We start from the raw sequence: 24,247 nt of genomic DNA, 5'->3' as shown, positions 1-24,247 counted from the left end.
CCGTTCAGAAGATCACAGCATCGGTTTCGGACTCGCCATCTCGCTGACCGCGTACCGTCCTGTCTTGCGGGTTCTGGAGCGCAGAAGATGCTGGCGAAAACCGCGGTCTAATTTCCCTTTGTGAAGCTACGGGGCGCACGGGGATCACCGGAATCGGCTTTGCCTCTGAAGTCGGGGCGGGCACGATGGCTTGGATAGCGTTCGCAGTTGTCACCACACGTTGGACGTATCCCGTTCGGAAGCCGGTGATAAAGTCACCGCTTTCATAGCATGACAACGCTGCGCGCAGTGCCTGCTGAGGGTCCGCGTAGACAACACGTGCACGTGCGAAGCACTTGCTTAGAATCGTCGCGCCAGCGGCCAAGTTTTGGCAGACATCGAACACGTTTGATGCCGTCAGCCCATAGCGAGACCAGTTCGCTCGATTGATTTGCGTGAGGCCCGCACTATAGTTCCATCCGGTTGCCTCAAGCGCGTTGAGCGTGGCAATTGCTTCATCCTGGCGCCGCGGTTGTCTCGCCAGACGGCCATGGACAACGCCAATCGCGTACGGATTGAATCCAGATTCGACGCGCACAATAGCGGCTAGCGTCGGTGGTGCGACGGCAGGTGCACATTGCTGAGCCAGTGCCATAAGGTCGTGTGCCATCATCGATCGCTCTCTATTGTTCGGCCGAAATCTCTCAACTGTTTCGACATGTCACCGAAAACGGTTTCACCACAGCCACTGAAGCTGCCGCGGTCGCGGCGGCACATAGCCAGCAACTCGTTCGCGTTATGAGTCGCACGCCGCCTCTGTCCTGAGTCGTAGGCGAACCGTGGTGGGAACAGGAGGGAATTTATGCAGTGGGTGGCAAGAGCCCAAATCCGTCTTGTCGACGGCTTCTCCCGTCGAATCGAGACGTTGTGCTCAATGCCGAGAGTAGTAGAGACTGGCCGGCTTTCCCGCTATGTACCCGAACCATCTTTTCATGGGCAGCGACTGCCGAATGCGGCATGCGTGGTCGCAAGCCAACAAGAAAGTAGTCTTCCACGTGGCGGCTCGACTCGTACGCATTATCGCCATCGCAAGAGATCAACCGGTGGTACGGCACTTTATGGTCAGCTATGCGAGACAGAGAAGCCGCCATTCCAGATTCCGCAACTCAGCGCCGCGTGCTGTCGGCCCAGGGCATAGCCACGGCTTGTACTGTCAAATCGCGGGTTGTCTGACACTCCTCGCGGCGCGTGTTCCTATAGGGGAGTGGGTTCGGCGCGAGCGCGACGAACATCGTATTGATCGGAATGCCCAACCACCCGGCAGCGCGGCGACCTGCGCGACATGAACGGCAATCGATACCCGGAGCGCCCACTTCAATGGTGCGGTCGGCGTGGTGAACACTTTGGTGACGACGGTCGCTCCGAGCCTAGGCGCGGTGCCTGTTCCGATTACGCATCCCACGCCGTAGTTGACGAAGTACATGTTGATTAGCACACCGCGGAATCGCCCGATCATGTCGGACGTGATCGACGCGCGCCCGATTTCATGGGTCGTCGCCGTATCGGTGAACCCGTGTAAATGTGCGAAATGCACGACTTCCACATTATTCTCGCCGACATCGTGCGCGTAACTATTGAATTGATCGCAGGTTGTCCTCGGCGAACTAAACCCGTGGCCCGTGTCGGCTTCCTCGGTCTCCAACAGGGCGACAAACCGTATGCAGAGGCCGGCGATGGCTTCGCTCAATGCAGGTCGGGCGGTACGTAGTGAACCCCGAATTGCTCCGCCAGTTGCGCGAGCCGCCGATCGCGCGTCCAGAGCCAAGTGCGCGGGGTCAATAGCACTGACGCCAGCAGCGTGCAATCACCGCACCGCATGCGCGCCTGTACAGCCGTTCCCGCTCGATCCAGTCCACTACTTTTTCCTAAGCGTGGCGAGGCGCGTTTGGCGCAACAGCGCGAGATCTCCTAGCGTTCGGGCTCGGGGTTCGGGCGGCGTTCCGCACGTCAGTTCGAGGATCACGAGTGGATGTACCAAGACGGCATCGGCCTGCAGCAGCTGGACAAGTACCGATAGCAGCCGCCGGAAATGCTCGACCCAGACCGACGTATCAACCAGAACGCTCATCGACCAGCAGCAGTCGGGTTGCGGCGCGGCACATCAGGCATGTCGGGCGCGCGACCGCCAAGTGCGGCAAGGCGTTGGCCGGCCTGGACACGTACGAACGTCTCCAGTGCGGCTCGGAACAGGTCAGCCGGCGAAATGCCCGGCTCGGCGAGCTCGAGTGCGCGCGCATAGAGAGTATCGTCAACGGTGACGGTGGTACGCATGATGACTCCTTTGATGCTTTACTGCATCACTTTTAGCATCAAATCGGCAACGGTACAGTCGACGGCGATTAGCTAACGCTCCTGTAGTCCCGGCACGCAGTCCGCCACGAATTGCGCGAGCGGCTTAGGGTCCCACTCGGGAGGGAAACGGGGTGGCAGTGCGAATGAAGCCAGAAGTGACCTCGTAGTCATTCCTGTTTCCAGGAGAAAGGTGTCGAGGCAAGGCTAGCAGACCACCATCGCGAATCTATGACTGCGCGGGCGGTGGCATCACAAACAGGCGTTCGTCCCACACCACAGGTTGCGGATCTGTCACAACGATTCGCATTGCGTGCGGATGCGCGGGATTTACCAGCACGTTGAACTCTGCACGGACGACAACGGACGGGACTATCAGGAGCGCTGTACGCAATTCGGTCATCCATGTGTCACCGAACTGACGCGCTGCCTGCAGCGCCACCGCGTCCCACCCGCTCGGCAATGTTTCGGCCGTATGGCGTTCGACGCTCACGTCATCGGGAACGCTTGCTTCGACCCATCCGTGCGTTTTCGGCACCTTGCCGATGCGCGCATGCACGAGCACCTCGAGCATCGCACCCGCGAACGTCGATGCTGCATAGATGACGGGCCGCCCCGGACTGTTGAAGCGGCCACCGACCAACATCGCGCCAGTGCCGCTCCAAATCGTGTGTCGCGTGTCAGCGATGCGGAACAACTTCATGCGGGTAGCCCGTAGAACAGCTTCCAGAGCAACTCTTCGACCCGGCGCGCACCGAGTTCGGTCAGTGCGACATCGAGCGGTGCCCGCCCCTCAAGTTCAGGATGGGGCGTCGACAGAAACTCTCGCGCATCCTCTTCGTCGTTCCAGACGTAGGTGGTCGTCGCAACGATCCGGGCCAGGCGCTCGGTTTTCTCGGATTCGTCTTGCGTCAGCCGATCACGGCGCCGCTTGTAAGTCGCCTCGGGGATGATGCGGGCAAGCAGCGCGCGGCGGGCGTCGGCACCTCGCGTCGCATGTTCGACGCCGGCGCGCAGTGCAGACTTCGGCAGGCCGTCGCGCACGAGCGCCTCTAATTCCGCCAGCGTGTGCGGGACCGATCGCAGTTCCATGACCGCAGCCACGGCTTCAGGGGTAACGAGTGACATGGCAGCCCCAATCAGGCATCAGTTGATACACGATTATAGATCATTTGATACCTTAACGAGACGGATTCGCCAATGGCAGCTTGAATCGATGCACGTCAGGCCCCCGCGTCGCCGTTAAAGTCGCTCGGCACGCCTACATGTGATCAGACGCGCAGGTCCTACCCCGCCTCGCCCGCCGGATGCATGCGAACCGCGGACAGGGGCAATTGGCCCCGTCTGACGTTGCGCGAGTCTAGGCGTTCATGCCGCAAGCGTGCCCGATGACTGGATAAAATGGCAAATTAGGCAATAAAAGGGGCCGACTACTGAATTGACCCCGTAAAGTTGGACGGGGAGGTCATGGCGCCGAGGGCTGAACCGACATGCGAGTACGTAATCGTGAAATGGCGCATCGTCCGCACGAACCGCCGGACGATTCAAGTAATCAGACAACGGGTGGGGCTTGCCCGCTCGCCACGTCAAAGGCCTGGCTGATCAACAGCACAGGCGCGTTCAAACCACGCAACCTGCGATTGGCAAAACTCGAGATACGCTCGAACCAGCGCAGACGGATGCCGATGCGATGGATACAACAGGTTGACGTGCTGCTCGGGCAGCGGGTAGCCGGGAAGAAGTGCCGTCAACCGCCCCTGCCGGATCGGCCCGGCAGCAAGAAACGGCGGAAGCTCGGTGACCACCTCTCCGGACATCGCGCGGCTACGCAAGTGCGAATAGTCATTGGTGGACAAGACGGCCGCGGGTTCGAATGTCTGCTCGCCCAAACGCCACCCCCGATTGAAATTCGCACCGGTGCTCCACACCGCGCACGGGAATCGGTGCAGGTCGTCCGGCGCCGCCGGCGTACCCAATGTGTCGAGCAAGCCGGGACTGGCGACCAGCACGTGCCGGTATGACAGTAACCGGCGCGCCACCATCGCTTCGTGCGAGATCGTGCCGATCCGCAGCGCGACATCGATCCCGTCTTCGATCAGATCGACTCGACGTTCGGTCGAATACACATGCAACTCGATATCCGGATACCGCTTCCGGAACGCCGACAACAGATTCCACCACGCCTCGAATGCAGGCGGTAACGACAAGCGCAACCGCCCTTTCAGCCGAGCCTGATCGCTGACCACGGCCTGTTCACCCTCGGCGAGCATTTCGACGCCGCGGCTCGCGTGCTCGTAGAGCCGCGTTCCCGCTTCGGTCAGCTTGGTGCCGCGCGCGGTGCGCTCCAGCAGTTGCACCCGTAATTGCTTCTCGAGCGCGCGGATCCGCCGGCTGACCGTCGGCAACGGTATCTCCAACCGCACTGCCGCACCGGACAGACTGCCCGTCTGCACGACGCCCACGAATATCCGTACATCGTTGAGATCCAATTTACCCTACCAAAAATGAAAGCAATGTTTCCATTTTAGCCAGTTACATTTCATATTTGAATTATCGAGAATGACAGGCATTCGACGGGTCATCGTCTGTTAGATGAGCCGTCATCACGCAATTTTTCGCACTTCAGGCAGTGCATGTGGAAGCGGATTCCGTCCGGCGTCACGACTCAGACGCCCGTGGCGGCGATCGCATCGCATGCGTCCCTGCGTGCATTGGAGTACTCGTGAAGGCCTATGTCATTGAACGCTTCGGCGGCCCGGACGTCCTGCAGTTGCGGGACATCCCGATTCGGAATCCCGGCGACGACGAAGTCCGGATTCGCGTTCGCGCGTTCGGACTCAATCGCGCCGAAACCTACCTCCGCTCGGGTAACCTCGGGCCACTGGGCGACCAGCCGCGTGTGCCGGGCATCGAGGCCGTCGGCGAAGTGCTGCACGATCCCAGCGGCCAGTTCCGAACCGGACAGGCCGTCGCGACCGCGATGGGCGGCCTGCAGTTCACGCGGCCGGGCAGCTACGCGGAGGAAGTCATCGTGCCGCGCGGCAACGTCGTCGCCGTGCCGGACACGGCGCTATCGTGGGAAGAGCTGGCCGCGTTGCCGGAAGCCTATGTCACCGCGGTCGGCGCGCTCGACAGGATGCTGGCGACCCGCGCTGGCCAAACGCTGCTGGTGCGCGGCGGCACGTCGTCGGTCGGGCTCGCGGCCATCGCCTATGCGAAATACCGCGGCCTCACGGTCGTTGCCACGAGCCGTGCGGAAGCCCATTTGCAACGAATGCGCGACGTTGGCGCCGATCTCGCGCTCGTCGACGACGGGCAGATTGCGCCGACCGTCAGGAAAGCGGTTCCGTCCGGCGTCGACGCCGTACTGGAAGCCGTGGGCGCCAGCACGCTCAGAGATTCCCTTCGCACGTTGCGCCCGTTCGGCACGGCGAGTCTCGTCGGCATGCACGGCAGCGCGCAGCTCGAGCATTTTCATCCGATGCGCGATCTGCCCGATGGCGCGCGTCTCGGCTTTTTCTCGTCCGGCATGTTCGGCACGGCAGCACTGCCGGCGTCGGCCGTGCCGCTGCCCGAGATCGCGCGCGCGACGGCCGAAGGCCGCATGCCCTCGCTGCGCACGCACACCTTCGACTTCGATGAACTCCGTCGCGCCCACTGCCTGATGGAAAGCAATCGGGCGCTGGGCAAGATCGTCGTGTCCGTCTGACGACTCACCCGCCGCGATGAAGCACTACCTGGCCGGCCAAGCCGGCTGAATCTGAATCCAGATCATCACCTCGCATCGACCATTCGATTCGATCAGAACCATAGGAATCCAACATGAATTCGAACGCCTCACCCGGTATTTCGCTTCCCGCGACACGCATCGCCCGATATCAGCCGGCGGCGATGCTGATTGCACGCATTTTTCTCGCGCTGATCTTCCTGCTGTCCGGCCTGTCGAAGCTCGCCGCCCCGGATGCGATCCGCGGCTACATGGAGGCCAACCATGTGCCGGGCCTCCTGTTCGTTCCGACCGTGATCTTCGAGATCGGAACCGGTCTACTGGTCGTTCTCGGATATCGCGTGCGCGTCGTGGCCGGGCTGCTCGCCGTCTTTTGCGTCGTGACCGGCGTGTTGTTCCACAACCAGTTCGCGGACCAGACGCAGATGGTCATGTTCCTCAAGAACGTCGCCATGGCCGGGGGCTTCCTGCTTCTGGCAAGCGTCGGCGCGGGCCGTTTCAGTCTGGACGCGAAACGCGATGCGCCCGATGCGCACCGCGACGGCCGCGCGCTCGTTCACCCCGTTGTCCCGCTCAATGAAGAGAGGAATTCTCAAGTGTCGAATATTGCCGAAGTGATCAAGTCGCGTGTTTCCGCGAATCGCTACGACACCAGCCGCACGGTGTCGGAAGAACAGATCCGTCATCTGATCGATCTCGCCACCCGCGCGCCGTCCGCGTTCAATCTGCAGAACTGGAAGTTCGTCGCCGTTCGCAGCGACGCGGCCAAGGCACGCCTGCTGCCGCTCGCTTACGGGCAGCAGAAGGTCGCGGACGCAGCCGTCACGTTCATCGTGTGCGGCACGCTCGATCCGCATCTGACGCTCGCCAGCGCGTTGAAGCCGACGCTGGACGCCGGCATCATCGACGAGGCCGTCTACAAGGGCTGGGTTGGCGCGGCGCAGAACATGTACAAGAACAACCAGACGTTCCAGCGCGACGAAGCGATTCGCTCGGGTTCGCTGGCGGCGATGACGCTGATGCTCGCCGCGCAGGATCTTGGCCTCGTCTCCGGCCCGATGATCGGCTTCGACCCGCATGGCGTCGCCGAAGCCTTCAAGCTCGAACCGACGGACGTCCCCGTCATGCTCGTCGCGGTCGGCTATCCGGCGTCCGGCAACTGGCCGCAAAAGCCGCGCAAGCCTGTGACCGAAGTACTGAGCTTCGCGTGAAGAATCCACCCGGGGCGGCACGGGACGTGCGCGCTCCGGGTGACGACGAACGTATTCAAACAGCAAGATTGGCTGTGCATGCATGTTTCCGTCGAAACGCCTCAGCCATTCGCTTTTCGGCATTGTGGCACCGCATCGAATCGTCAAACCGGCCGCAGCCGCGAAGTATCCGGTCCCCGACCGCACATCCGCGTTCGCCAAGAACATGCGAACGTCGTATCGCGCGATGATTCCGTCTGCTGGCGTACCCGACGCGGTCGGCAAGGTACTCGCGCTCGACGTGCCTGCTGGTCAACCTTCCCGGAACATTCCGGTGCGCGGCTATCGCCCGGCCGATGTACTGTCGTACGAGTGGCTCCCGATCCTGCTGTTCGCGCACGGCGGCGGCTTCGTATCGGTGATCTGGATACGCACGACGTGCTCGTGCGCGCGATCGCCGGCCGCACTCGTGATTGCCGTCGACTATCGGCTGGCGCCGGAATTTCCGTTCCCAGCCGGTCTCGAGGACGTCTACGCCGTGCTGCAGTGGACAGCTGACCACACCGACGAATTGGGCGGCGACGCCAGGCGGATCGTCCTCTGCGGCGACAGCGCGGGCGCGACACTTTCGGCGGCTACACCATGCTCGCCCGCGATCGCGGCGGCCCTCGCCCGGTGGCGCAATGGCTGATGTATCCATCCGTAAGCAACAAGCTGAATACGGCCTCGTGGGCTGAGCTGGGCGACGCCTACTTTCCCACGCGGGAAGTGATGCGCAACGTGCTGGCAAGCTATGTGCCACCAGGAACGAGCCCGTACGCGCCGCTGCTTTCCCCGATGCTCGGCGAGCATGCCGGCCTGCCGCCCGCGCTGATCCAGGTCGGCCAGCTCGATCAGTTGCGCGACGAGAACGTCGCCTACGCAAACCGCCTGAAAGTGGCAGGCGTGGAAGCGCCCGTCGTCGTCTACGAAGGACAGGCGCATGGCTTCATCCAGTTCTTCAAAGACAACGCGAATCATTCGCGGGGCGAAGCTGCACTGGACGATGGCATCCGGTTTCTCACGGAACGGACGACGTCGCGGTAATCCCCTGCCCGGCCGGCGACGGGCTTGTGTGCGGCAGGACTCGCACGGTTGGTGATCCCACTCCGAACGATGCAATAAACAAGTTCTCCGATATAAGCGCTTTCGTGGACCGTCGTCGAGTCGGGCAACTTTTCCGAAGCCGCGCGTCGCCTCAGCACGGCCAAGTCAATCGTCAGCCAACGCATTCAGTAGCTCGAGAAGCGTCTCGGTTGCACACTGCTCAAGCCCAGGCGCCCACTGCAACTGACCGGCGCCGGCCAGCGCTTCTTCGGGCAATGCCGTGTTTGCGGCATAGGTCTGCGACCTTCATGCCTGCGTCGGCTTCCTTCAGTACCCCGATAATCTGCGCTTCGCAGAACCGCGACTTCTTCATGACAAGGGTTCTCCTGCGCCCCGAGTTGCCCCAGCATTCCAGAAATTTAAACAATATCCGTCGACTCATCATTTTATAGAACGATCACAAATCGTGCTTGACCTAACTATTTTCAAATCCTAGATTGATAAAAAACCTCCCCATAGGAACGAAAGTCCATCATGAAAAGCAAGTGAAACAATAAAAACTTATATGGTGCGCGCTTTCGCTTTTCTGGGAATTTGATGACGGGACCAACCCAGAATCAGCTTCGATACAGATTCACATAATTTCTACCGCATCCCCATTGAATCGGTCTGCAGAGATATGCAGGCCGCGACTTGCCGCCATTAAACATACGAAAGGAAAGACAAGTATGGCCCGCACCGCACCGCTACTATTACCTTTCCACTAGACCATAGCGATTATGCGTGCATTTAAAATTCCGGAATAGTTTCCGGATGATTATTCGCGCCCGCTCGATTATCAGAATTCTGCGCGGATTGCAAAATCCATTCGTCAGACATTTTCCGATCGATGGTCGTCGCGCGTGTAATTCACTTTCCATAGAAATTCAAGCTGGATGAAAATAAAATGGATGAGACTCTCATTCTGGTAGACCAAAACGATACGCCTTTAGGTTTCGACACCAAGACGCGAATTCACCAAAATGGCGCATTGCATCGGGCTTTTTCAATCTTCATTTTCGACCACCGAGACCGTCTGTTGCTTCAGCGGCGCGCCCTCCGGAAATACCACTCGGCAGGCCTGTGGAGCAACAGCTGTTGCGGCCACCCGCGGTACGGAGAGGAACTGGACGCTGCGGTATCTCGACGTCTGCGCGAGGAGATGGGCGTCGATTGCCGGATGAATAAAGTGTCGTCGCTGACGTACCGGGCGGAATTGCCAGGCGGGCTGATCGAGCACGAGTACGACCATGTTTTCGCCGGCACCCTGGAGGGCGAGCCGACGGCGAATCCCGACGAGGTCGCAGACTGGCAATGGATCCCAGTCGATCGGGTCGTGGATCTGGTCGAGTGCCGGCCGCACGACTTTACCGTCTGGTTCCGGGAAATCCTGGGCCGCGCGAGAACGAAGGGCCTCGCGCAATGGCGAACCATTTCGAGCAGCGGCGCATCCCTTCCCGCCGGGGGCGTCCCGGTATCGCGCGAAGCATCGCGCTGACGTGATCTTCGAGATCAGCTCGGGACAACAACATGGACGCCTTGCTGAAGTCGATCGATACACCAGCCGCGTTGCGGAAACTCGCACGCGGACAACTCGCGGACGTAGCAACGGAATTACGCGATTTCGTGCTGCAAACCGTCTCGGCCACGGGCGGCCATCTGTCGTCGAATCTGGGTACCGTCGAACTGGCCATCGCACTGCACTATGTGTTCGACACACCGTACGATCGCATCGTCTGGGACGTCGGGCACCAGTCGTATCCCCACAAGATTCTGACCGGCCGTCGCGATGCGATGAAAACGTTACGGCAACTGGGCGGTATTTCCGGTTTTCCACGACGCGAGGAGTCTGCCTACGACGCTTTCGGCACCGCGCATTCCAGCACATCGATTTCGGCCGTGCTCGGCATGGCCCATGCGGCACGGATCGCGGGCGAAGCAAGACACTGTGTCGCCGTGATCGGCGACGGTGCGCTCAGCGCGGGGATGGCATTCGAGGCGATGAACAACGTCTCGGCGCACGAGGACATGCGCCTGCTTGTCATTCTGAACGACAACGACATGTCGATTTCGCCGTCTGTCGGCGGACTGCGCAACTGCCTCGCAAAACTGACCGCAAACCGCTTTCTCAACCAACAGAAAGTCAACGCGAAAGCCGCGTTGCAGGGGATGCCCGCGGCCGCAAGGGACATCGCTCATCGGCTCGAGACGCATCTGAAAGGCATCGTCCTACCGGCCACGCTGTTCGAGGCGCTCGGCTTCAATTATGTCGGCCCGCTGGACGGGCACGATCTCGATGCGCTGGTTCCTGCGTTGGAGATGCTGCGCACGCTCGAGGGACCTCAGTTGCTCCATGTCGTCACGCGTAAGGGACAAGGATATGCGCCGGCCGAAGCCGATCCGGTGCTGTATCACGGACCAGGCAAGTTCGATCCGTCAGTGGGGATCATGCCGGCCACAACAGGCAAAATCACCTATGCGCAAATCTTCGGCGACTGGCTCTGCGACGAGGCGGAGCGCGACAGCCGCGTGGTGGCGATCACGCCGGCGATGCGTGAGGGATCGGGACTGGTCGAATTCGAGCGGCGCTTCCCCGATCGCTACTTCGATGTCGGCATCGCCGAGCAGCACGCCGTCACCTTCGGCGGCGGGCTGGCGACCGAAGGCCTCCGGCCGGTGGTCGCGATCTATTCGACCTTCCTGCAGCGCGCTTACGATCAGCTCATCCATGACGTCGCGATCCAGCGCCTGCCCGTGGTGTTCGCCATCGACCGCGGCGGCGTGGTCGGCGCCGACGGCGCCACGCACATGGGCGCATTCGACCTGGCCTATCTGCGCTGCGTTCCGAATCTCGTGGTGATGGCGCCGTCGGACGAGAACGAGTGTCGGCAGATGCTGCACACCGCGTTGCTGCACGACGGCCCCAGCGCGGTGCGCTATCCGCGCGGCACCGGGCCCGGTGCCGCCATCGCCGCGGAAATGAAGGCGCTGCCGATCGGCCGGGGTGAAGTCCGACTCGAATCGTCGCAGCCGATGGGCAAGCGCGTCGCGATCCTGGCGTTCGGCGCGATGCTTGCACCAGCACTGGCCGCAGCCGAGCGGCTCGACGCCACCGTCGCCAACATGCGCTTCATCAAGCCGCTGGACGAAACCTTGCTGCGGGCATTGGCGCAGACGCACGATGCGCTCGTGACCGTGGAAGAAGGGTGCGTGATGGGCGGCGCGGGTTCCGCATGCCTGGAAGCGCTGGCGGCGCTGGGCATTCTGATTCCGGTGCTCCAGATCGGCTTGCCCGACCGGTTTATCGAGCATGGCGATCCGACCAGGCTGCTCGAAGCTTGCGGCCTGCATGCCGATGGCCTGTCGCGGTCGATCGAGGCGTTCCTCGACGCCAACCTTTCTGCCAGTCGGGCTGTCGCGGCGATCCGCACGCCTGAGCCCGTTTCCTTGAACGCCACACGGAGAAGACTCTCATGAGCACAACCCTCGCGCCCACCGGCCACGCCGTCGCCGCTCCGTTTGAAGTGGTGCCCGGCGCCGTGCCCAATCCTTATCTGGGCAAGGTGGAATATACCTATCAGGACGACCCCGAAGACTGGCGCAAGGCGATCGGGGACAACCTCATGTTCCAGTTCGGCGTCTATGACGATCCGCGTTCGACGCCGCCGATTTCGCTCGACGAATCGGGCCTGCGCTATTTCGACCAACAGATGGAGATCGCAGGCTTTGGCGGTTCCGAGCCGGCCCCGATCATCCGGCGCATTCTCGATGTCGGTTGTGGCTGGGGCTTCGGTCTCAAATATTTGGCGGAGCGCTTTCCGGCATGCGCGCGGCTCGATGGCGTCAATGTCAGCCGCACCCAGCTCGAATATTGCGCGAAATATCTCGCCGCGCAGCGGCTCGACGATCGCGTCCATCTCTATCTGTGCGATGCGCAGGACGTCGACCGGCTGCCGGACGCCGACGAGCTCTATGACCTGGTCACCATCCGCGGCGTCATCACGCACTTCCCGGACGATTTGTACGAGCGCGCGATGCGCAAGCTCGCCCCCCGCGTGCGCGAAGGCGCGAAGCTGGTGATCTCCGACAACCTCTACAACGTGCCGCTAGACGACTATCGCTCGGATATCCATGACGAGGTGGACCGGCTCGCCTGCAAGCACCGCAAGCGTCCGGACTATTTCCGGCGTGTGATCGAGGACAGCGGTTTCGTGGTGGAGGACATCCGCGTCCTGCCGGCCAATATCGACGTCGTGCGCTGGTTCATGGACGTCAAGAAGAACATCGAACGGCACTTTACGCCCGGCAATATCCCGCCGCCGCTGGAGGAGCTGCGCGTCATGGCGGTGAGCCTTTCGGTCGCGCTGATCAAGGACAAATTCTCGACCTACAGCGTCATCGCGCGGCGGGAATCCGCCTGAGCGCGAGTCCGCTGATTCCAGATTCCATCCCAGCATCGGAGGCCCGTCATGAACGCCTTGCACGCGAGCGCAGCAGAAATCGAAATCGTCCAGGGAACCGGCGTCGATCCTTATCAGGACATGGTCGAGAAGGTTTATGCCGACCCGTCGGAGGAATGGCGCAAGATCATCGGCAGCGAGCTCTGGTACCAGTACGGCATATTCGACGAAAAAACCGACCCGCACAGCGACCCGCTCGATGCGTCGGGCCGTCGGCATATGGAGCTGCAGTTCGAACTTGCCGAGCAGGCCGGCGCCGATCTGTCCGCGTCATCGGTGCGGCGGGCGCTGGACATCGGCTGCGGCTGGGGGCCAGTGCTCCGTTTCCTGGCCGCGCGCTATCCCGGTTGCCACGTGGACGGCATCAACATCAGCCCATCGCAGATGGAATGCGCGCGCCAGATGGTCGAGCGCGAGGGGCTGGCAGACAGGGTGCGCCTCTATCTGTGCAACGCCAAGGACATCGCCGCGCTGCCGCACCCGGAGATTCCTTATGACCTGGCGATATTGCGCGGCAGCCTGATCCATTTCCCGCCGGAGGTGCTGCAGACGGCGCTGGCCGCGCTGGCCGCGCGGATGCGCCCCGATGCGACGGTGATCATTTCAGAAAGCCTCTACAAGGTCGATCTGGCGACCTATCAGTCGTTCATCCCCGACAAGGTGGATCGCGCCGCCTCCGGCCACCGGAAGACGCCCGACGGCTTGCAGAAGGCGCTGGAAGATCATGGTTTCGCCGTGATCGACCAGCGCATCCTGCCAAGCAACGCGGAAGTCGTCCGTTGGTACGATCTGGTCCGGGAAAACATCGAAGCCCACTGCCCGCCCCCCAGGAAGGCGAATTTCGAGGAGCTGCGCGACATCTCGATCAGCTTCGGCGACGCACTGCGCAAGGACAAGGCTTCGTCCTTCAGCTTCGTCGCGCGTCGTACGCCGTCATGACCGCGCGCACTCCGCTTCCGGTCGCCGCGCATGAGAGCGGCGAACCGGGGATCGAAAGAGTGGTGATCGTGCCGGAGCCGGTCATCGAGGGGCCCCGTCCGCTGCCCTATCCGAACGGCTGGTTCGCACTGTGTTTCAGCGACGAGCTCAAGCGGGCAAGCGTGCGCACCGTTCCTTTCATGGGCAGCGATCTGGTGCTGTACCGGACGGTTGCCGGCATCGCCCATGCCGTCACGCCTTATTGTCCGCATCTCGGCGCCCATCTCGGCCATGGCGGCAAGGTCGACGGCGAGGATCTGATCTGTCCGTTCCACGGGCTCGCCTATGGGCCGGATGGCGCCTGCGTGCGCAGCCCCTTCGGCCCGACGCCGCCGCGCGCCGCGCTGGACACATGGCTGGTGCGCGAGCGCGGCGGCGTGCTCCTGGTCTGGCGCGATCATCTGGGGCGGGCGCCGGACTGGGAGATGCCGGACTTCGATGCGACCGGGTTTTCGCCGGCAAGGGGCAGTTGCTACGAACTGGGCGGCTACGCGCACGACATGGTCGAGAACAGCTCGGACATCCGGCATTTCCCTCATCTGCACGGCTTCACCGATGTGGCGATGCGTCACGAGGTCGGTCGCCATCATCTGACGATCGATCTCACCGCCCGTTGGAAGGGGGTGGATGTCCATCTGCGCATGACCAGCCATGGCCTGGGCCATGTGCATGGCGAAACCGACGTGCCGCGCTTCGGGGCGAAGGTGATCACCCGATCCTACGCCACGCCCACCGCGCCGCTGAAATGGACACTGCGGTGGACGGACGTGATGCGTGTCGCGCGGATCGATGCGCTGCCGCCGTTTCTGCGCCAGCCGCTTTACGCGCTGCTCGCGGGGATCGCGCATCACTGGTTCGTCCGTGTCGTGCGCGCCGATTTCCAGATCTGGAGCAACCGCCGCTACCTTGCCCGGCCGATGCTGGCCGCCGGAGAGGACGCCACCGCAGCGCTCCGGCGCTGGATGATGCAGTTCTATCCGGAGCAGCCCGCGCCCCGAAACGGCGGCCCGATCCTCAACCCCGCCAGGCCCTCATCACTCCAACGGAGACAATCATGACCGGCAATTTCAGGCTTCCTCCGCTGCCGCTGCCTATCGAGCCCAAGGTGCATCCCCATTTCAATCTGAAATGTCCCGCGGAAGATCGTTTCGAGGCCGTCACGCTGGAATATGCCGACCGGTTCAAGCTCTATCACAGCGAGGAGCAGCGGGCCCGCATGCGCAATACGGAAAATTCCCGCCTCGCGGCCTGGATGTATCCGCACGGGTCCGACGAGCTGGTGCAGATCGGCTCCGATTTCGTGCTGTGGGCCTTCGCGTACGACGACGAATATTGCGACGAGGGGCCGCTCAGCAACGACCCGGTGCTTTTCATCCAGAAGGCGGGCGAAATCCTGCGGGCGATCGACAGCCCGGAAAACCCGCCCTGCAACGAAGACAAATACGCGATGGCGGCGCGGGACATGCGCCAGCGCCTCGATCGCTACGCGAAACCCGTTCAGGTCGCACGCTTCGTGGAGGCGTTCCGCTGGTACATCACGGCCGAAATCCTGAAGATCACCAACCTCAAGCCGACGCTCAGCGATTTTATGGTTCAGCGCCTGTACAGCGGCGGCGGCTGGGCCTTTCCCATCTTGGTCCACGTCGTTGCCGACATCGACATCACGCCGGAGGAATACGAGGATCGCCGCGTTCGCGCGATCTCCGAAATGTCGGCGATGCTGACGGTGCTGGACCCGGAACTCTACGCCTATCCGAAGGAGATCGCGCGGGCGGTCAACGACAAGGAACACAATCTCATCCAGATCATGTGCCGCGACCATCAATGCTCGCTGGAGGAAGGGATACGCCATTGCTACGATTTCCGTTGGCGCATCATCAGCCTGCTTCTCCGGCTGAGGGACGATGTGATGAAGGACGCCTCGCCAGGCCTGCGCGCCTATATCGAGACGATCATTCTCTATTGGGCCGGCTCCATCACCTGGGTCTGCGGCAATAACCGCTATTACTCGGTGGAGGGTCTCGAACAGACCGGTCTGGTCAGCGGTGGCGAGTTGACCTTCGACTGCCCGCCGGAAAGCTTTGAATCAATCGGCGTCCCGTCTTTCGAATGGTGGTGGGAATACGATCCCGCGCGCCGCGCCGGATATCACCGGGAAAAGGTGGCCGCCCATGGATAGGCCAATGGAACGAGTGCCGTCGCCGCGCGAGACGCCGCCGCCCGTCATCGAGGGGCCCCGTCCGCTGCCCTATCCGAACGGCTGGTTCGCGCTGTGCTACAGCCATGAGCTCAAGCGGGGAAGCGTGCGCACCGCGCCTTTCATGGGCGGAGATCTGGTGCTGTACCGGACGGCTTCCGGCATCGCCCATGCAATCACGCCTTATTGTCCGCATCTCGGCGCCCATCTTGGCCACGGCGGCAAGGTTGACGGCGAGGATATGGTCTGCCCGTTCCACGGCCTTACCTATGGGCCGGACGGCGCCTGCGTGCGCACTCCCTTCGGCTCGACGCCACCGCGCGCCACGCTGGACACATGGCGGGTGCAGGAACGCAACGGCGCGATCTTCGTCTGGCGCGATCATCTGGGACGCACGCCGGATCGGGACGTGCCCGAGATCGATGCGACGGGCTTTTCCAAGCAGCGCCGGCATTGCAGCGAATTGGGTGGATATGCCCATGACGTGGCGGAGAATCTATCGGATTTCGCCCATTTCGATTATCTGCACGGCTTCTCCGACGCGGAGATGACCCATGCGATCGAGGATAATCTGCTCGTCTCCCATCTCACCGGCCAATGGTTCGGGACGCCGATCCGGATTCGCTTCGTCTCGCACGGACTCGGCTTCTCCGTCGGCGAATGCCACATCCCGCGCCTCGGCGTGAAGATGATCCAGCGGGCCTATGCCACGCCGACCGCGCCGCTGAAATGGATCCTGCGATGGACCGACGCCGTGCAGGTGTCGCTGTTCAACATACTGCCGGCGGGGCTGGGCAAGCTGATGAACGAGCTGACCATCAGCATCCTGCATCGCATATTCGCCGGCATCGTCGCCCAGGATCATGAAATCTGGGCCAACCGTCGCTTCGATCCGCATCCCAGACTGCTGGCAAGGGAAGCGACCATCTCCACATGCCGGCGTTGGATGATGCAATTTTATCCGGATCCGCCGGCGCGATGAAATTGCGCGCGTCCCGCGCGGGGCCGCGCGTCGGCGCCCGGGACGCAGTGCGCGAGCAATGAGAAGGTAGCGTGATTGCCAAGCCGAAATAGATTCAATAGTATGGTTATCGCGGCAACAAAAAATTGCGCATCTCCTGGAGGGCCCAATTCCTTGCCACACGGATGCGACAACCGGCCAATCGACGATGATATAAGGTTGTTCCTCCAGAGATAAGCCGGTAAAGAGCTTGCGTCGTGAACGTTAGGTAGCTAGCCGCTCCGTTCGGGCATCTTCCATATCCCGTTGGTCCTTTTGCAAAGGGCCCCATGGAGAATACGACAATGCCGCAAATTTCCCACAGCGAAGAACCGAACAGCGTTGATGCGCGACCGCAGTCAACTACTTCGCGCATAACCGTAAGTGCATTGTCCGACAGCACGGCGCTCGACTGCGACGTAATTGTGGTTGGCGCCGGCCCAGCCGGCTTGTCGGTCGCGTCGCGGCTGGCTCGTGACCATCGGGTGATCGTAATCGACGCGAAAGCGCCGCCAGCGCGCGGCAACGCTCGCTTGCAGGCAATGGCAGACCCTATCGGCACGATCGACTCGGCAAGGATTCATCGAACGTGGTTTTGTCCGCACGACTGCCTGTACGACAATCCCGAACTTTTACATTGCAGAAGATCGCATGGTGTGACCCGCTTTCTGGCAAAAACCTACAGCGGGCCGCAAGCTCACAATCCCGACGTATTCGACCTGTGCTGGGAAAGTCAACTGTTTCCGCAAGCACCGGCAATCGATCGTTATCCGTATCTCGACGAATACAAACTTATCGCGCATTGGGAACAGACAATCTTCGACTCAAGCAGCTCGTCGATCCGGGGCGGGTTGTTGTATCAGGATCACGTGGTGCGGCCCGATCACGTCGAAGTTCGTTTCATTGCCAGCAATTTGGATGAGTCGGCTCCGACCGTCTATCGTGCGAAACTACTGCTGGATGCGAGCGGCCACGATTCCGATATCCGCAAGACCTATACCGATGGCCAGTCCGATGTCTACTGGTGGTCGGTATTCGGTGCGATCTGCTCGCATCCCGACGGCGACATCGTCGATCATCCCACGCCGGGACATCCACTCGTCGTCGGCGACTACATGCTGTGGCAGACCTTCGCAAGCACGAATGCAGACCCCCAGACGCCTGTGCGGCGCGGCCGCCCGATATTCGAATACGAGATCCTCGATCGCAACACGAGCTTCCCGTTGATTCTGTATCTTCGGCCTCACAAGATGTCGATGGAACATGCGAAGGCCGAGTTCCTGCGCATCATGAAGCAAGAGGAGGCAACACGCGGTTTCGCTCGCGCCGAAATCAAGGAATTCAAATTCGGACACTATCCATCGGGACGCGTGCATCGGAGCTTCGCACAGGATCGAGTGGATTTCATTGGCGACGCAGGCTTGTGGACGACACCATGCGGCTGGGGCACGAGCTTCATCCTCAAGAACTTCGTCCCCTATTCCGATCGAGTCGGCAAGCTCATCCGCGAAGACCGTCTCGATCGCAAATCGCTTCGCCGGCTGTCGAGGGGACATGTAAAGCGCGCGGAGTTTCTGATGAACTCGATCATCACACGATTCCTGTCTTTCGGCACCACCGAACAACTCGATCGTTTCATCGGCTTGTTTCGCAAGGTCGACCCGGTTATCTGCGAACGGATATTCACGTTGCGGGCGGAGCCACGCGACTTGCTCCGTTTCGTTGCCGCAGCGAAAGGAGACCTGCCATTTTCGGCACTTTGGCGTTCGATGCCGAGGCACGAGCGCGTCAGCATCGCTCTCGATGTCTGCAGGACCGTCACGCAATTTGTTCGCGAAGAGGTATTGAGATCGTTTGGCCGAACGATCGAACGTGGCTTTGATGTATTCAGAGAGTCTTGAGTAGCGAACGCGCAACAGCCATGGTCATCCGACAGCATAAGCGCCGCGAGCTGCTCGTTGATCGTCGCCCGAGCCAGCGTGCCGGGTACCAAATGCTTGATCAGTTCCGGGTCCAGGTTCAAGCCCTTACCCGCTTCAATCGTCACGTCTTCCTTGCGTTTACGCGGCATATCGTGGCCCCTTGGCCATCAGTTTATGCCTCACACACAAAGATTCGGATAGGCTCGATGTTCGAGTCGCCGTGCAGCAGAAGACACGGCATGCGCTCACGCCTGGGCGTGTCATAGAGCCGTTGCAGTAGCTGCAAGGCTTCAGTCGCTCGGGGATAGTCGATCCTCCGGTCACGTAGCAGACTCTTTATGCGATCCTCTTTTCCGAGTAGGACCTGGTCTCTTGCTGCGGGTAGCAGATGCGCGAAATCATCTTGCTTCATGCTGCCCCCCTACCACTGTTCAACGTCATACGCGGTAACTGGTGCGTCGTAGTTCACCTGCTCGACCTGCCGCTGTTCAGTGAGTGAAAGATCTTCGATGCCGCTCTTCGGAACCAAACCGCCAGCTTGACGTGCCATGCGGCGTCGCGCTCGAGTAGCCCGCCGGGAAGTGACGACCAGTTGTCGCTGCTGCTCAACAGTCTCGAATATCTCCCTCTCCGATACTGCCCGTTGTCCCCTAGCCCGGATAGCTCGCAAAGCTGCCCGCTGTTCGAACAGCGAGATGGAAGGCCGACGCAAGTCCGCGTATCGCACTTCAACGAAACTGCCTCTGCCAGCGCTTACGAAGATGCGCGAGAGATCTTCTGGGCGATAGCGGATCGTCAAGCGTCTCGAGCTGCCCCGCAGCGCAAGCAAGTACCGGACGCGCCTGGGTGCGTGCCTGGCTTTCCCGATAGACCGCGAGCCAGCGTGAGAGTGCTTTGCGCTCGTCGCGGGTCATCGCGTCTAGTATCGCGGAAGGAACCGGTTCATTGGCACGAAACGTTCCGATTACCTGTTCGCGTCGGCGCGTCCTAGCGGACGACTGCTTCGATGGATCGACGCGCAGCACCTTGATGAGGCGCCCCTGTTCTCGAATAAGCATCTCTCGTCTCAGAATTCACACGATCTTACTAAACATATCAAACGAGAATCGAAAGCACCCCACTTCCCATCTTGTTCATTCGGGGTTGAAGCTCATCCGCGATCATGACAGATCGAGGCGGTCTGGTCGCACGATCGTCGGCCCGATAAAGACTAGCTTGCGTAGCGACGCCTGCGGACCGTAAGGCTGCATCCGGAAATGAGGTCGGCGCCAATGGCCGCGAACCTCGTGACAATTGCCGACCATTGGGACGGTGTTTGCCGATTCGGCATCGAGAATTGCCGGCCCGACAAGATGCCGATCATAGAGCATCTCGATTTCGGCCATTCGTTCATTACGTTTCCGCTGACCCAATCCAGGGAACGATCGCGGCGCATCCGAGTAAGCGCGCTCCTGAACCACGTGCGCATCGCGGGCCTTGAGGTACAAGAGCATCTTGACGGCGTAGTCGATCGATCCACGCAGATAAGCACGGAGCGTTTGAAAGGTTTCCGACGATCCGCAGACCTCGTCAAGCAACGCGCCGATGGTCCGATCCGGATTGTCCAGCGGAAGTTCGACCACATCGACTGTCGCGTTTCGCTGACCATCGTGCAGGTGCATGACCCAAGTGGCACAGGCCAGCGTCTGTCCGTTCCTGAAAAAGATCGTGGCGTCACTACGCTCCCCTTTGCCCCACGACGAGGGCTCCGGAATGATGCACAGTGTGTCGGCGGGAAACTCGACGGCGCCGATCGGCACATCGTCGGAAATGTACGCGTCGTCAAGCAGCCGATGCAGTGGCGGAGTGGGTTCGAAAATCATCCCGTTCCGGAGTTCGAACGCCTGCCAGAGTGCACTATGCGCGGCGACTTTTCCCGCCTCGTCCGGCATCATTTCGGGGGTGCCGTATGGAAGCAGCCGTTTTGCAAGTTCGTCAAACTGGTTGACCAGTGCGACGATCGAGCGCGTGCGCAGCATCTCCGATACGTTGTTCGGCCCTTGTTCGACGCCCCGGCGCCATGCTTCCCACGCTTTGGCCGCGCCTGTCGCGCGGAAGCGGACGAAAGCAGGCAAGCGCTCGTAACGCGCGTCGTCGGCGAGCGCACTTTTACTCAATGCCTCAGCCAACCGAAAGCGGAGGTTGGCGTCCGATTTGGCAGCGTCAGAACGCTCGATTCTGCTCATATTGCAAGCACCAATGAGGCGAACTATCTATCGAACTTGCCAGAAACAAGAGGCATGTCTTTCTTTCCGCCCCACGGATCATCTCGCAAATATTTTGCTTGATGATGCTCGGCTTCTGAGACAAGCGTAAATTTGTATAAAACTTCGTCGCCTTCGTAAACCTCGTAATACACGTCGTAATAATTAAGCGGCAATTGCAGCGAAATTTTAAATTTTTCGGTCGCGGAAGCGACTTCGAGCGCGTTACGATCCGTAATATGAAAGGGAGCAACGATGCACCGTGCAGCCCGCTCGTCCATCTCGAACTTGTCCAGAACTTGCAAGTAGACCTTTGCACCGAAGGCATCGTCCGGGAGCGGGTCGAAAATGAGGTAGTCGGCATGCAGGACCGCGCCCTGATCAATGTTTCCCGTTCCCCATTGGCTCAAATCTTCGTCATACGGTCGAGACCGCATAAGGATCTGACTATGGGAGATCAACAAGTCAACTATTTGGCGGGCAATGTCGCGCATCTAAAATCTCAACCGCAGCTATTCTTACGAGTTGCCATTGTCGAATAACCACTCATGATATTTTCTCTTGTCGTTATTAGTAATGTTTCCGGCAGCAAGGTCACTCGCAAAAATCCTTTGCATTTCGATCTCGTGATCGACTGGATTCGCTACATTTCCATCGATCAAGCCGAAGCTCTCTAGGTAGTCGATCCGGTTAATTAGGACTTCAGCACACAAGGCTAGTTCTTTGACCTTGCGATCAGTGCGCCATTTTCCTAAAAATGCCAATCCTGCTAACAAGTCAGTAGCACCTTGCGCTGCCGCTTCATCTGACATTTCAATTTCATCCGGATCCCAATCAACCTGTTCGATATCACTCAGGGGAATTGTATTTTTGTGCCCCTGCCACACCTCATCCAGATAATCGAGCACACGATCTCTAATTTGTGTACTCGTGCCGCCTGACTTACTTGCCAAGAACTCGAAAACCGATTCATCGTGTGTAAGCCCAATGCAACACCAGACGCCAAACCGAGCAAGATGATCCACCCTGCCCGCAGTGAGAAGAGATTCGAGTGATTCTTTATGTGCAGCGATATCAAGCATTTCGACTCCTAATCGAAAATTCCGCCAGCTTGCTCAACATGAGGCTGACACGATGCGCAGGATGCATTCCGTTGCAACCCTCCCCAGGAAACACCCCAGCGAGTCACTTCGACACCTTCCGGCAGATTCCGCAAAATAATTCGTTCCGCATGGTTTTCCAATCTATCAAATCCATCAATGGCCGATTTACCATGGAAGATGTTTTCTTCTGGAACTCCCAATCTTACAAGCGCTTGTCGCTGAGCCGGACTTAGGCGGCCTCCGCTTCCCGCTGCGAATAGTTGCGTCTCACCGTTTACCTTGGCTTCGACAATAGAGACGGTGGAGTTTCGGATAGAACGTGCGTCTCCACCACCTGCCAAATTGTGGACCTCTTGGGCTTTGCCGCTCAGTTCGCCACAAGCCCATCCCCATGGATCGATCCATACCAACGGATTACTGGCATACCGATAGAGGTTCATTCCGCCCAGCAGCCCGATCGGATCGGGGTTGATGAACCGTCCGATATCCGGATCGTAGAAGCGGAACGTGTTGTAGTGCAGCCCGGTCTCGCGGTCTAGATACTGGCCCTGGAAGCGCAGGTTCTGCGGCCGCGGCACATGGCCCGGTGTCGCCGCCGCTTGCATTTCGCCCCATGCAGCCGCAGGTTGCTGCGGCGCATGCGCGATCCACTCCTCCTGAACTGCGTTACCCCACACCTTGTAGCGGGCCTGCCAGACCAGCTCGCCGTCGGCGTCGGTCAGTTCCTCCGGCAGTCCCGACACATCGTTATGGAAATAATAGACCGCATCTCGAGCCTCCGCATCGTTGGCCGCCGGCGCCGTATGATCGATCCGTGCGAGCGGCGCGTAGCTATTCGCTTCGTACAGATACGTCAGTGCCTCTTCGCCGCGTCGGTCGTGATATGTCTCCTGCACGAGCCGCATGCCGTCCCACAGGAAATCCGTGCTCGTATAGCTGCCGTTGAGCTTGCGGATACGACGGCCGAACGCGTCGTATTCGAAGTGCGTGGTCGACACGCCGAGCCGGTCCTTCGTCACGACGGTCTTCAGCTGATTCCAGTCGTCGTATTCGAACGTCTGCTCCCTGGCGGGGCCGTGGCCGCTCAGCTTGCGCGCGAGCCGCCCGTATGCGTCATACTCGAAGCGTTTGTCCTCGAACATCCGGAGCCGGTTGTGTTCGACGTAGCCGCCCGGGTGGTCACTCGATACCAGGTTCGCGGCGGCATCCCAGCGAAACACCTCGGACGGTAGGCCTGGCCCCATCGACTGCTCAATGCGGCCGGTCGGGTCGTAACTGTAGCTCGTCGTACCGTAGCGCTGATCGCGCTTCTGGACGACGTCGCCCGCCGTGTCATACAGCCACTGCTTGGCGAGCAGTACGTCCGCCGATGCACCGCGCTGCGCCGCCGCTCGCGCGCGGCGACCAACGGCGTCGTAGCCGAACTGGCTGGTCAGCTTGCCCTGCGTGCGCAGCACCTCGCGATGCAGATCGTCGCGCTCGATGTCGGCAATCGCGGCGTCTCCGACGCGGATCTGGTGCACGTGCCCGGAGCCGTAATGCAACCAGTCGATTGTCTGTTCGCCCGAGACGGTGGTGCTGATGCGATTGCCGAGCTCGTCGTAGGTGTGCGCCAGCCATCCAGTCGGCGTGTACTCCTCGAGCACCTCGCCGCGCGCGCTGTATTTCAGGGTAACGCGATTCTTCAGCGACGGATTGCGGCCCGTGAGCGCGTACAGTTCGCCCGCTGCGATCCGACCCGCCTTGTCGTAACGGTATTCACAGCGTTCGCGAGTGGCTTGCTTGGCGACGAGCTGACCGATCGCATCTCGTTCAAATATGGTCTGGAGCTTTCCCTCGCGCAGCGCTGACCTGCCCCCAGTAAACAGGGCCAACCGGAACCTAGTAAAGTTCGTTTTCGGAGAAGACGAACATGAAGAAGCGCTTTACGGAAGAGCAAATCATCGGCTTTCTGAAGGAAGCCGAAGCCGGCCT

22 protein-coding genes and 4 pseudogenes are annotated in these 24,247 nt (G+C 60.6%); 13 read left to right on the top strand and 13 right to left on the bottom strand.

Features of this window, described 5'->3' with window-relative positions:
• Positions 1–4 precede the first annotated feature (4 nt).
• The 6 genes from WS95_RS33070 to WS95_RS09860 all read right to left on the bottom strand — a co-directional run bounded on the left by WS95_RS33070 (position 5) and on the right by WS95_RS09860 (position 4,817).
• Entirely contained in the window at positions 5–652 is a 648-nt protein-coding gene (locus WS95_RS33070; RefSeq protein ID WP_082746887.1) for a lytic transglycosylase domain-containing protein, read from the bottom strand.
• Positions 653–1,192: 540 nt separating this feature from the next.
• Positions 1,193–1,726: a hypothetical protein gene (locus tag WS95_RS33065; RefSeq protein WP_257139687.1), complete on the bottom strand. Its 534-nt coding sequence runs from the start codon at positions 1,724–1,726 to the stop codon at positions 1,193–1,195.
• 377 nt (positions 1,727–2,103) lie between these two features.
• The gene (locus WS95_RS33055; RefSeq protein ID WP_082746886.1) at positions 2,104–2,310 is read right to left on the bottom strand and encodes a type II toxin-antitoxin system VapB family antitoxin; all 207 of its coding nucleotides are present in this window, start codon (positions 2,308–2,310) and stop codon (positions 2,104–2,106) included.
• Positions 2,311–2,557: 247 nt separating this feature from the next.
• Entirely contained in the window at positions 2,558–3,031 is a 474-nt protein-coding gene (locus WS95_RS09870; protein WP_059823599.1) for an RES family NAD+ phosphorylase, read from the bottom strand.
• On the bottom strand, positions 3,028–3,456 hold the full coding sequence (locus tag WS95_RS09865; protein ID WP_059823597.1) for an antitoxin Xre/MbcA/ParS toxin-binding domain-containing protein: 429 nt from the start codon (positions 3,454–3,456) through the stop codon (positions 3,028–3,030). Before WS95_RS09865 ends, WS95_RS09870 begins: the two co-directional genes overlap by 4 nt.
• A 458-nt stretch (positions 3,457–3,914) precedes the next feature.
• Positions 3,915–4,817 carry a LysR family transcriptional regulator gene (locus WS95_RS09860; RefSeq protein ID WP_059823596.1) on the bottom strand — a complete coding sequence of 301 codons (903 nt, stop codon included), beginning with the start codon at positions 4,815–4,817 and terminating at the stop codon, positions 3,915–3,917.
• Between the two features lie 233 nt (positions 4,818–5,050).
• Between WS95_RS09860 and WS95_RS09855 the strand changes: the two genes are divergently transcribed.
• The 5 genes and pseudogenes from WS95_RS09855 to WS95_RS36100 all read left to right on the top strand — a co-directional run.
• Positions 5,051–6,037: a zinc-binding dehydrogenase gene (locus WS95_RS09855; protein ID WP_059823594.1), complete on the top strand. Its 987-nt coding sequence runs from the start codon at positions 5,051–5,053 to the stop codon at positions 6,035–6,037.
• Positions 6,038–6,150: 113 nt separating this feature from the next.
• A pseudogene (locus tag WS95_RS35465) lies at positions 6,151–6,444 on the top strand (DoxX family protein); the annotation flags it as partial.
• A 207-nt stretch (positions 6,445–6,651) separates the two neighbouring features.
• A complete protein-coding gene (locus WS95_RS35460) occupies positions 6,652–7,266 on the top strand; it encodes a nitroreductase family protein (protein WP_059823726.1) in 615 nt (204 codons plus the stop codon).
• An 82-nt stretch (positions 7,267–7,348) separates the two neighbouring features.
• A pseudogene (locus tag WS95_RS09845) lies at positions 7,349–8,331 on the top strand (alpha/beta hydrolase).
• A 144-nt stretch (positions 8,332–8,475) separates the two neighbouring features.
• Positions 8,476–8,523 (top strand): annotated as a pseudogene (locus WS95_RS36100) (hypothetical protein); the annotation flags it as partial.
• Between the two features lie 79 nt (positions 8,524–8,602).
• On the opposite strand, the pseudogene WS95_RS35675 reads toward WS95_RS36100, so the two are convergent.
• Positions 8,603–8,704: pseudogene (locus tag WS95_RS35675) on the bottom strand (transposase); the annotation flags it as partial.
• A gap of 573 nt (positions 8,705–9,277) precedes the next feature.
• Between WS95_RS35675 and idi the strand changes: the two are divergent.
• The 8 genes from idi (at position 9,278) to WS95_RS34750 (ending at position 18,906) form a co-directional block, all read left to right on the top strand.
• A complete protein-coding gene (idi, locus tag WS95_RS09840) occupies positions 9,278–9,868 on the top strand; it encodes an isopentenyl-diphosphate Delta-isomerase (protein WP_059823593.1) in 591 nt (196 codons plus the stop codon).
• Positions 9,869–9,900: 32 nt separating this feature from the next.
• Entirely contained in the window at positions 9,901–11,847 is a 1,947-nt protein-coding gene (dxs, locus tag WS95_RS09835; protein WP_059823591.1) for a 1-deoxy-D-xylulose-5-phosphate synthase, read from the top strand.
• Positions 11,844–12,791: an SAM-dependent methyltransferase gene (locus WS95_RS09830; RefSeq protein ID WP_059823589.1), complete on the top strand. Its 948-nt coding sequence runs from the start codon at positions 11,844–11,846 to the stop codon at positions 12,789–12,791. Before dxs ends, WS95_RS09830 begins: the two co-directional genes overlap by 4 nt.
• A 48-nt stretch (positions 12,792–12,839) precedes the next feature.
• Positions 12,840–13,769: an SAM-dependent methyltransferase gene (locus WS95_RS09825; protein WP_059823588.1), complete on the top strand. Its 930-nt coding sequence runs from the start codon at positions 12,840–12,842 to the stop codon at positions 13,767–13,769.
• Positions 13,766–14,866 carry a Rieske 2Fe-2S domain-containing protein gene (locus WS95_RS09820; protein ID WP_059823586.1) on the top strand — a complete coding sequence of 367 codons (1,101 nt, stop codon included), beginning with the start codon at positions 13,766–13,768 and terminating at the stop codon, positions 14,864–14,866. Before WS95_RS09825 ends, WS95_RS09820 begins: the two co-directional genes overlap by 4 nt.
• Entirely contained in the window at positions 14,863–15,987 is a 1,125-nt protein-coding gene (locus WS95_RS09815; RefSeq protein WP_059823585.1) for a terpene synthase family protein, read from the top strand. Before WS95_RS09820 ends, WS95_RS09815 begins: the two co-directional genes overlap by 4 nt.
• Before the next feature lie 4 nt (positions 15,988–15,991).
• Positions 15,992–16,987, top strand: a complete 996-nt coding sequence (locus tag WS95_RS09810) for a Rieske 2Fe-2S domain-containing protein (protein WP_059823583.1) — start codon at positions 15,992–15,994, stop codon at positions 16,985–16,987.
• A 323-nt stretch (positions 16,988–17,310) separates the two neighbouring features.
• Positions 17,311–18,906: an NAD(P)-binding protein gene (locus WS95_RS34750; RefSeq protein ID WP_179950183.1), complete on the top strand. Its 1,596-nt coding sequence runs from the start codon at positions 17,311–17,313 to the stop codon at positions 18,904–18,906.
• Positions 18,907–19,099: 193 nt separating this feature from the next.
• Here WS95_RS34750 and WS95_RS33030 read toward each other — a convergent pair whose 3' ends face one another.
• From WS95_RS33030 to WS95_RS09790, 6 genes are all read right to left on the bottom strand, one after another.
• Positions 19,100–19,339 carry a TniB family NTP-binding protein gene (locus WS95_RS33030; protein ID WP_257139684.1) on the bottom strand — a complete coding sequence of 80 codons (240 nt, stop codon included), beginning with the start codon at positions 19,337–19,339 and terminating at the stop codon, positions 19,100–19,102.
• Positions 19,340–19,655: 316 nt separating this feature from the next.
• Complete coding sequence (locus WS95_RS34745; protein WP_156444467.1) at positions 19,656–19,985, bottom strand: hypothetical protein; 330 nt, start codon at positions 19,983–19,985, stop codon at positions 19,656–19,658.
• Positions 19,986–20,087: 102 nt separating this feature from the next.
• Complete coding sequence (locus WS95_RS09800) at positions 20,088–21,152, bottom strand: hypothetical protein (RefSeq protein ID WP_059823580.1); 1,065 nt, start codon at positions 21,150–21,152, stop codon at positions 20,088–20,090.
• Between the two features lie 23 nt (positions 21,153–21,175).
• Entirely contained in the window at positions 21,176–21,664 is a 489-nt protein-coding gene (gene comJ / locus WS95_RS09795) for a competence protein ComJ (protein WP_059823578.1), read from the bottom strand.
• A gap of 24 nt (positions 21,665–21,688) precedes the next feature.
• Positions 21,689–22,252, bottom strand: coding sequence for a hypothetical protein (locus WS95_RS34740; protein ID WP_156444466.1), 564 nt, complete (start codon positions 22,250–22,252; stop codon positions 21,689–21,691).
• Between the two features lie 8 nt (positions 22,253–22,260).
• Complete coding sequence (locus WS95_RS09790) at positions 22,261–24,147, bottom strand: RHS repeat domain-containing protein (protein WP_257139683.1); 1,887 nt, start codon at positions 24,145–24,147, stop codon at positions 22,261–22,263.
• Positions 24,148–24,247 lie beyond the last annotated feature (100 nt).

The organism is Burkholderia sp. MSMB1826 (assembly GCF_001526325.1).
Lineage (GTDB): Bacteria > Pseudomonadota > Gammaproteobacteria > Burkholderiales > Burkholderiaceae > Burkholderia.
Note: the sequence above shows the minus strand (reverse complement) of the source record. Positions and strands in the feature narration are given on the sequence as shown.

Excerpts from the sequence above, each read along its gene's own strand:
- WS95_RS09825 (WP_059823588.1), top strand. The coding sequence starts at position 12,840 with ATGAACGCCTTGCACGCGAGCGCAGCAGAAATCGAAATCGTCCAGGGA.
- WS95_RS09865 (WP_059823597.1), bottom strand. The coding sequence starts at position 3,456 with ATGTCACTCGTTACCCCTGAAGCCGTGGCTGCGGTCATGGAACTGCGA.
- WS95_RS09810 (WP_059823583.1), top strand. The coding sequence starts at position 15,992 with ATGGAACGAGTGCCGTCGCCGCGCGAGACGCCGCCGCCCGTCATCGAG.
- WS95_RS33055 (WP_082746886.1), bottom strand. The coding sequence starts at position 2,310 with ATGCGTACCACCGTCACCGTTGACGATACTCTCTATGCGCGCGCACTC.
- comJ (WP_059823578.1), bottom strand. The coding sequence starts at position 21,664 with ATGCGCGACATTGCCCGCCAAATAGTTGACTTGTTGATCTCCCATAGT.
- dxs (WP_059823591.1), top strand. The coding sequence starts at position 9,901 with ATGGACGCCTTGCTGAAGTCGATCGATACACCAGCCGCGTTGCGGAAA.
- idi (WP_059823593.1), top strand. The coding sequence starts at position 9,278 with ATGGATGAGACTCTCATTCTGGTAGACCAAAACGATACGCCTTTAGGT.
- WS95_RS33070 (WP_082746887.1), bottom strand. The coding sequence starts at position 652 with ATGATGGCACACGACCTTATGGCACTGGCTCAGCAATGTGCACCTGCC.
- WS95_RS09800 (WP_059823580.1), bottom strand. The coding sequence starts at position 21,152 with ATGAGCAGAATCGAGCGTTCTGACGCTGCCAAATCGGACGCCAACCTC.
- WS95_RS09820 (WP_059823586.1), top strand. The coding sequence starts at position 13,766 with ATGACCGCGCGCACTCCGCTTCCGGTCGCCGCGCATGAGAGCGGCGAA.
- WS95_RS34745 (WP_156444467.1), bottom strand. The coding sequence starts at position 19,985 with ATGCTTATTCGAGAACAGGGGCGCCTCATCAAGGTGCTGCGCGTCGAT.
- WS95_RS09870 (WP_059823599.1), bottom strand. The coding sequence starts at position 3,031 with ATGAAGTTGTTCCGCATCGCTGACACGCGACACACGATTTGGAGCGGC.
- WS95_RS09815 (WP_059823585.1), top strand. The coding sequence starts at position 14,863 with ATGACCGGCAATTTCAGGCTTCCTCCGCTGCCGCTGCCTATCGAGCCC.
- WS95_RS34740 (WP_156444466.1), bottom strand. The coding sequence starts at position 22,252 with ATGCTTGATATCGCTGCACATAAAGAATCACTCGAATCTCTTCTCACT.
- WS95_RS09830 (WP_059823589.1), top strand. The coding sequence starts at position 11,844 with ATGAGCACAACCCTCGCGCCCACCGGCCACGCCGTCGCCGCTCCGTTT.
- WS95_RS34750 (WP_179950183.1), top strand. The coding sequence starts at position 17,311 with ATGCCGCAAATTTCCCACAGCGAAGAACCGAACAGCGTTGATGCGCGA.
- WS95_RS33030 (WP_257139684.1), bottom strand. The coding sequence starts at position 19,339 with ATGAAGCAAGATGATTTCGCGCATCTGCTACCCGCAGCAAGAGACCAG.